This is a genomic window from Desulfobacter vibrioformis DSM 8776, assembly GCF_000745975.1.
GTDB classification, from domain to species: Bacteria; Desulfobacterota; Desulfobacteria; order Desulfobacterales; family Desulfobacteraceae; genus Desulfobacter; species Desulfobacter vibrioformis.
Genome location: NZ_JQKJ01000062.1, coordinates 1 through 5,450, shown reverse-complemented (window position 1 = coordinate 5,450; position 5,450 = coordinate 1). Strand labels below are relative to the sequence as shown.

Below are 5,450 nucleotides of genomic sequence, written 5' to 3'. Positions count from 1 at the left end.
TTGTCTCAGGCTCATTAATGATATCTCCTTAAATATTCCCGGAGCGCCTCAGCAGCAGCCGGGCTTCGGCCTTGCGGATGCGTTCTTCCTGGTCGTCCTTGCGCTTCCAGGCATTGGACAGTTTTGCGCTGATATCTTCAAAATCCGCCGGTTTCATCAGGTAATCAAAGGCCCCTTCCTTCATACCTTCCACAGCGGTCTCCGTGGACCCGTGCCCGGTGAGAAGGATGACTTCCACCAGGGGGTAAGTTGCCTTGATTTTTTTCAAGGTCTCTATACCGTCCATGCCGGGCATGCGGATGTCCAGGATCACCACGTCGATCTGAGTTTTTTCAAGCAGGTCAAGGGCCTCTTGTCCTGAATAAGCGACAGACACCTTTTCCCCCTGCCGGGTCAGACGCAGGGAAAACATCTCTACAAAATCTTTTTCATCATCAACGATCAAGATTTTTACCGGTATTTTTATCATGGGTTTTTCTCCTTAAAAAACTTATGAAAGAATTTGTAATCGTTATCATCTACAAGCAGCACACGGACAATTTTTCCGGTATCATTTTCAAAGGTATTGATTTCCATCGGGTTCAGAAAATTCCTTTTATATGAGACCTAAAAACTTCCACCATGTACATACCACGCCCACCAGTATCAGAAGCAGGGTTGGCGTTGCCACAAGCCCGAGCTTGGTCAGGTCCGAAGACTTAAAGTACTTGTATGAATAGGCAATGGCATTGGGCGGACAGCCGATGACCAGCAGCATGGCAAAGGATGTGGCCATACCAAGGCCCAGGGCCAGGATGGTCGGATTGACCCCTTCAAGCTGGGCCATGGGAATAACAATGGGCAGAATTAACGCCGCTGCCGCTACATTGGCCATGGCGTTGGTGACCAGGGCGCCGAACACGCCCACGCCCACAAAGAGCACCAGCCATCCTTTGCCCTGGATCAGCGGGAAGAACAGGTTGGCAAAGTAGTCTGCTGCGCCGGAATATCCCATGGCAAGTCCTAAAGAGATGCCACCGCCGAAAATAAACAGAGCTGTACCCCACTCCAGGTTGTCATTGATGTCCCGCCATTTTAAAACGCCGAACAATACCAGGCAGGCCACACCCACAATACCGGTGACGGAATAGTCTATACCATGGATACCCTTGGTGAGCCATGCTACAAAGGCGACGGCAATGATGATCAATGCTTTTTTCTCGACTGCTGTCATGGGGCCCAAATCTTCATTAAAAGCCGGAAGTTTGAATTTGGGATCTGGCCGGTAAACCAGGTAGGTGACTAGAACAGCAGCAGGCACACAGATAATGGCTGCCGGCATACAATACTTGATCCATTCAAAAAAGGTGATTTCAATGCCGGTAAACTCCTTTAAAAATGCAGCGGATACCATGCACCGGCCACCACCTATCAGGGAGCCCATACCGCCGCAGGAGCAGGCAAAGGGCAGGGAAAGCATCATGAATCTGGCTGTATTGCTGTGCGGCTCAACGCCCACGGCCCGCATCAGCGGAAGCATGGTGACAATGCCGATGGCACAGGCAGCGGCATCGTGCATGAAAGCGGACGCAAGACCTAAGCCCACGGCAATGATAAAGGTGAACCGTGTTACGGAATTGCCCGCTTTTTTAATAATAAAATACCCCAGGCGTTTTGTCAGCCCCACCTTGTCCAGGGCTATGGCAAAGATCAGGCAGCACATGATAAAGATAACAACCGGATGCATGTAGGGCGCCCATGCCCCTTTCACATCGGTGATGCCCAGAATCACAAGGGAGGCACCAATGAGCACGGCCGTAATTTCAAGAGGAATGGGCTCCACCACAAACAGGATGACCAGCACCGCAAGCACGGATAAAAACCGTTTGGCTTTGGGGCTCATGCCGTCCACATAATCCACATTCACTTCTGAAAGGCCCATCTCTTTGGCCTGGCCTGCAAGATATTGTGCCCGGGCCTGGTCGGTGCCAGGTGCCTTGGCCGTCAGAATAACAGGCTTGCCTGGCGCAGTCTGCCGGGTTGAAAAATATTGTGAAACTGACTGACTTAACTGGTCTGCACCGGAGCCGGAAAGTTTAAACTTTGTCCCTTCCGGCCTGGGCAAAATAAACACGATTACACCTATCAACACTGCTACCGCCAGTTTGAATCCGCTCGATTTAAGTATCATTGGTTTGTTTCTCCGTTCTGTTTGTTTTTGGCCTGCCGTGCCCGGCTGATTTTTTTTCATTAATTCTTTAAATTCAAAATGTTGTGTGTCAGGTAATCAAAAGCGCCCAGGGTTCATATCTTAATCTACAAATAAAAGTTTCATCTGCAACGTCTCCCTAAATGGTTTAAAGGTTATTAGCTGTATCTCTTGTTGACTGTTTGGCTGTCTGGCGGACATTTACGGGCAACCGGATCGAGAAGATAGTGCCCGGGCACCGGTTCGCAGAGATGGGCGCTGATCTTGTCAGAATAAGCCAGATGAAACCGCCAGTACAGAATGTCCGATGTCAGCAGCATGGGGATAATGGAAATCCGCAGAATACGGATTCTGATATTGCGGGTCAGTACCTGATAATATTCTTGTCTTTCAGCTATGGGGTCGTGCATCATATCAATGGCTCTGGTGAGACCGTTTTATCCGGCTTGAGCTCCTCTATCAAGATATATGCCAGATAAAAAAAGCTGAAAAAAAAGCTGAAAATATGGATTACTACTCTGAAATAATAAGATAATTTAAAAATATGGCAGATGGCCAAAAAGGTTGTTGCCTGTCACATTTTTTTACGGCATGTAAAGATATGATTTTCCAATGTGAATAATGATTTTACGTTACCTGTGCGTTGTGGGCTTGCGGTCCATGTGGGTTATAACCAAACTCACCGGATAACCTGGGTAGACGAAATGGTATTGATTCCGTACTTGTCTATTTTGGCATGCAGCGTAGGGCGGGAAATATTCAACAGCCGGGCCGCCTGGGAGCGGTTGCCGTTTGATATCTTCAATGCTTCTTCCACGGCCATGGCGCAGATGGTATCTGAAAAGAATTCAAAACTGTGTTCACTGGATGGACTAGCCAGGCAGGTGTAGACCCATTGGCGGATGGCCTCTTCCTGGTTTAAATCCTGGGAAAGTTCCCCTGTTTCCTGTTTTCGGATAATCTGGCTTAAATCACTGACGGACAAGGGATTGCCGCGGTTAAAGATCAGGGCCTTGTGGATCAGGTTGGCAAGTTCTCTGACATTTCCCGGCCATTCGTATTGTTTCAGAAGGGCCAGGGCTTCCTCCCGGATGCCGGGGTTGTCGATTTTCAATTCATGGGAGAACCGTTCCAGGTAATGGGCGGTCAGGGGTTGGATATCTTCTGTGCGGTTCCTTAATGGTGGCAGTTCAATGGTTACGACCTTGAGGCGAAAATAGAGATCCTCCCTGAAAAGCCCCTGGGCAATGGCGGCTTTAAGATCCCTGTTGGTTGCGGCAATGATGCGCACATCCACAGGAATGGTTTCATCTCCGCCCAGCCGCTCAATGCACCTTTCCTGGAGCAGTCGCAGGATTTTGGCCTGGATGGAAATGGGCATGTCGCCGATTTCATCCAGAAACACCGTGCCCCCGTCTGCCTGCTCAATTTTGCCGATATGGCGCCGTGCCGCACCGGTGAACGCGCCTTTTTCAAAGCCGAATAACTCGCTTTCCAGAAGGTTTTCAGGGATGGCCACGCAGTTGATGATGGAAAAGTTTTTATTTGATCTGATACCGTGCTGGTACACGGCCCGGGCCACCAGTTCCTTGCCGGTGCCCGATTCTCCCTGGATCAGAACCGTGGCATCGGTCTGGGCCACCCGGCCGATGGTTTTATACACTTTTTGCATGCCGGGGCTCTGCCCCACAATGGCGTCCGGGGAATAGGTTGCAGGCTCGGCATCCACATGCACCGGGGTGCGCATGCAATAGCCGGCATCAACGGCCTGGGTGATCAAGTTCAGCATCTCGGGGATGTCAAAGGGTTTGAGCAGATAATCAAAGGCGCCTGCCTTGGTGGCTTCGATGGCTGTGTCCGTGGTGCCGAATGCCGTGACAATGATGGCCGGAAGGGTTGCATCGATCTTTTTGATCTTTTTGAATGTTTCAAGCCCGTTCATCCCGGGCAGGCGCACATCCAGAATAACCAGATCAAGGGGGGTGTTTTTAACCATTTCAATGCCCGCTTCCCCGGAAGCCGCTGATACCACATCATAGTGCTCTTCTGTGAGAAGCTTGGAAAAACTGATTCTCAGCTGGTCGTCATCGTCAATGATCAGAATTTTTGCCATGGACATCCTCTCCTGCCGGCAGTGTGATGGTGAAACAGGTTCCCTGGTTTTCCTTGCTGTCCAGCACCAGACATCCGCCATGTTCGCTGATAATATTAAAACAGATGCTCAACCCCAGACCTGTGCCTTCGTCTTTTGTCGTGAAAAACGGATTAAAAACTTCGTCCTGGATAGATTCGGGAATACCGGGGCCGGTATCCTGGATTCTTATGACTGCCGTGTCCCTGTCTGTGTTGATACTGTCCATGGTTTCGGTGATGGTGATGCGGCCTCCTTTTTTCATGGCCTCGCAGGCATTGATGATGATGTTGGCCACAGCCTCCTTAAACTGGCCCGCATCCAGCCGTACATCGTCCAAAGGCTCGCTGCGTACCAGATGGACAGTTACCCCGTAGGATTTAAGGCGTTGTTCCAAAAGTCGCAGGGTATTGTCCACCACCTGGGATGGGCTTTGTTTTTTCATGGTCAGTTTCGGGGGTCTGGAAAATTCCAGGAAGTTTTCCAGGATTTTATTGATCTGACCGATCTCCGTTGAAATGACACTGATGTTCTCCTGCTGGTCCGGGGACATCTTGGCTGATCTGCCCAGGGAAAACAACCGCATTTTAATGGAGGTCAAGGGATTTCTGATGGAGTGGGCTGTGCCTGCGGCAAGTTGTCCCACCAGGGCCATTTTTTCGGACTGCATCAGGGATTCCCGGCTCCGGACAAGTTCGGCATGGGTCTGTTCCGCATTTTCAATCAAGCCGTGGACACTGCTTTTCAATGCTGCCAGCTCATTGCCGGATACCCGGCCATCGCCCATTTGATCAGCCTCTGCCGCCAGTTTGCGGATGGGCCCCAGAATGTGGCGGGTGAAAATATATAATTGATCAAAAGGCTGAGCAGTACCACGGTGACAATGGCCAAAAGGCCGATATAGCGCAAATGCCTGGCATCGGTGCGGCTGTCCTCCACGACAAGGTCTATGGCTTTTTTATGTGCGGTTTTAAATTTTTCACATAACTCAAAAATTCTGAAAAAGCTCGCCCTTACCTCCCGGTGAAGGGCGGCCCCGGTACCCGGGTCGCCCTTTTCATATAAAGCCATCACCCGGTCCTTGGCCTTAATATAAGTCGTGTACACGGATTCAATTCTGGCAAGGGCCTC

General features: G+C 50.3%; 5 protein-coding genes and 1 pseudogene. All 6 read right to left on the bottom strand.

What is annotated here, in order from left to right:
* Positions 1-28: 28 nt before the first annotated feature.
* Positions 29-469 (bottom strand): sigma-54-dependent transcriptional regulator, encoded by a 441-nt coding sequence (locus Q366_RS18890; protein WP_035242273.1) that lies wholly within the window; start codon positions 467-469, stop codon positions 29-31.
* A gap of 126 nt (positions 470-595) precedes the next feature.
* Complete coding sequence (locus Q366_RS18885; RefSeq protein WP_035242278.1) at positions 596-2,170, bottom strand: SLC13 family permease; 1,575 nt, start codon at positions 2,168-2,170, stop codon at positions 596-598.
* A 176-nt stretch (positions 2,171-2,346) separates the two neighbouring features.
* Entirely contained in the window at positions 2,347-2,601 is a 255-nt protein-coding gene (locus tag Q366_RS18880; RefSeq protein WP_035242271.1) for a hypothetical protein, read from the bottom strand.
* 266 nt (positions 2,602-2,867) lie between these two features.
* Positions 2,868-4,301 (bottom strand): sigma-54-dependent transcriptional regulator, encoded by a 1,434-nt coding sequence (locus Q366_RS18875; RefSeq protein ID WP_035242275.1) that lies wholly within the window; start codon positions 4,299-4,301, stop codon positions 2,868-2,870.
* On the bottom strand, positions 4,279-5,106 hold the full coding sequence (locus Q366_RS18870; RefSeq protein ID WP_245620022.1) for a sensor histidine kinase: 828 nt from the start codon (positions 5,104-5,106) through the stop codon (positions 4,279-4,281). The genes Q366_RS18875 and Q366_RS18870 overlap by 23 nt, the downstream gene beginning before the upstream one ends.
* Positions 5,064-5,450: pseudogene (locus tag Q366_RS22070) on the bottom strand (hypothetical protein); the annotation flags it as partial. The pseudogene Q366_RS22070 and the gene Q366_RS18870, both read right to left, overlap by 43 nt.

What these genes read in the sequence shown, in the direction of transcription:
- Q366_RS18890 (WP_035242273.1), bottom strand. Translation starts at nt 469, where the DNA reads ATGATAAAAATACCGGTAAAAATCTTGATCGTTGATGATGAAAAAGAT.
- Q366_RS18885 (WP_035242278.1), bottom strand. Translation starts at nt 2,170, where the DNA reads ATGATACTTAAATCGAGCGGATTCAAACTGGCGGTAGCAGTGTTGATA.
- Q366_RS18880 (WP_035242271.1), bottom strand. Translation starts at nt 2,601, where the DNA reads ATGATGCACGACCCCATAGCTGAAAGACAAGAATATTATCAGGTACTG.
- Q366_RS18875 (WP_035242275.1), bottom strand. Translation starts at nt 4,301, where the DNA reads ATGGCAAAAATTCTGATCATTGACGATGACGACCAGCTGAGAATCAGT.
- Q366_RS18870 (WP_245620022.1), bottom strand. Translation starts at nt 5,106, where the DNA reads ATGGGCGATGGCCGGGTATCCGGCAATGAGCTGGCAGCATTGAAAAGC.